Genomic DNA, 1683 nt, shown 5'->3' with positions numbered 1-1683 from the left:
GGCGCCCCGGTCAGGGGCGCCCGCACACGAACCGGCGTATGTGTCAGTTATCCGAGGACGGGACGGCGCCGAGCGCCTCGGGATGCGCGCGACGGTAATGCTCGGTGAGCACCGTGCTCGCCTGGCCGGGGCGGTGAGCGAGGGTACGCTGGCAGATCTGGCAGCGGATTACAGGAAGGCGTGACACCGTAACAGGGAAACGCCTTGTGGTTTCGCGGGACATTTGCCTTCAATAATGGCGGGCGAGCCGAGATAATTGCGAGCCCGGCTCCGGGTATTGACAACATAAATGATAGGCGACGTCGCCGGCCGCTCTTCAACCGGGGGTTAAGTCAGGCCGCCCAGGAGTTATCGCACCCGTTTCGTAAGCCAGAATGACCGCTTGCACCCGGTCGCGCAGGCCGAGCTTGGCCAGCAAATGCCCCACGTGCGTCTTGACGGTCGCCTCGCTCACCACCAGGTCGCTGGCGATCTCCGCGTTGCTGCGGCCGCGCGCCACCAGCGTCAGGATGTCCCGCTCGCGCGGGGTCAGCGACGCCAGCCGGGACGGTGACGGCGCCACCGCCGCGGGGCGGGCGGCGAACGCCTCGATCAGCCGCCTGGTCACCGAGGGGGCCAGCAGCGCGTCCCCGGCCGCCGCCACCCGGATCGCGGTCGCCAGGTCGGCGCGCGGCGCGTCCTTCAGCAGGAACCCGCTGGCGCCCGCGCGCAGCGCCTCGTACACGTAGTCGTCGAGGTCGAACGTCGTCAAGATCACCACCTTGGGCGCGTCCGCACCCGACGCGGCGATCCGCCTGGTCGCCTCAAGCCCGTCCATCACCGGCATCCGGACGTCCATCAGCACGACGTCAGGACGCTCGCTGGCCGCGAGCGCCACCGCCGCGGCGCCGTCCGCGGCCTCGCCCGCCACGGCGAAGCCGGCGGCCTCGAGGATCACGCAGAAGCCGGCCCGCACCAGTTCCTGGTCGTCGGCGACAAGCACCCGCAGCGGAGCAGGGGGAGCAGATGTCACCCCACCCTTTTACCGCACCGGAAGCCTTGCCGTAACGGCAAACCCGCCGGCCGGGTCGGGACCGACCGTCAGCGACCCGCCGCAGGAGGCCACCCGTTCCGCGATACCCGCCAGGCCGTACCCCGGCCCGACGCCAGCGCCGTCAGCAGCACCGCCAGCAGCACCGCCAGCAGCACTGCGCGCCCGGCCGTCGCCGTCCGGCTGCCCGCTGTCCGACACCCGCACCGTCAGCGCGCCGCCGGAGTAGGAGATCCGCACGCACGCCTGCGAACCTGGCGCGTGCCGCAGCGTATTCGTCAGCGCCTCCTGCACAATCCGGTAGGCGGTCAGGTCGATGCCCGCGGGCACCGCGCCGGGATCGCCGTCCACCATCAGGGTCACCGGCAGCCCGGCGGCACGCACCGCGTCGAGCACCTCATCCAGGCGAGACAGTGAGGCTGCCGGAGTAAGCCCGGGACGTTCCGACAAATCTTTCCCGGCCGACGCGGACGGACCGCGCAGCACCCCGAGCAGCCGCCGCAACTCCCCCATCGCCTGCCGGGCGGTCGACGCGATCAGGTCCGCGGACTTGGCCGCGGCCTCCGGGCGGTCCGGCAGCAGCGCGCCGGTCGCCTCCGCCTGCACGGCCATCAGGCTGACGTGGTGCGCGACCACGTCGTGCAGCTCGCGGG

General features: G+C 71.8%; 2 protein-coding genes. Both read right to left on the bottom strand.

Features of this window, described 5'->3' with window-relative positions:
- Positions 1-316: 316 nt before the first annotated feature.
- Positions 317-1012, bottom strand: a complete 696-nt coding sequence (locus WA805_RS00470) for a response regulator (RefSeq protein WP_422280576.1) — start codon at positions 1010-1012, stop codon at positions 317-319.
- 9 nt (positions 1013-1021) lie between these two features.
- Positions 1022-1683: sensor histidine kinase (locus WA805_RS00465; RefSeq protein WP_425241379.1), on the bottom strand; the 662-nt coding region annotated here is incomplete at its 5' end.

This window comes from Trebonia sp., assembly GCF_049794275.1.
In the GTDB taxonomy this organism is placed as follows: Bacteria; Actinomycetota; Actinomycetes; order Streptosporangiales; family Streptosporangiaceae; genus Trebonia.
This window is presented reverse-complemented; position numbering and strand designations above follow the sequence as displayed.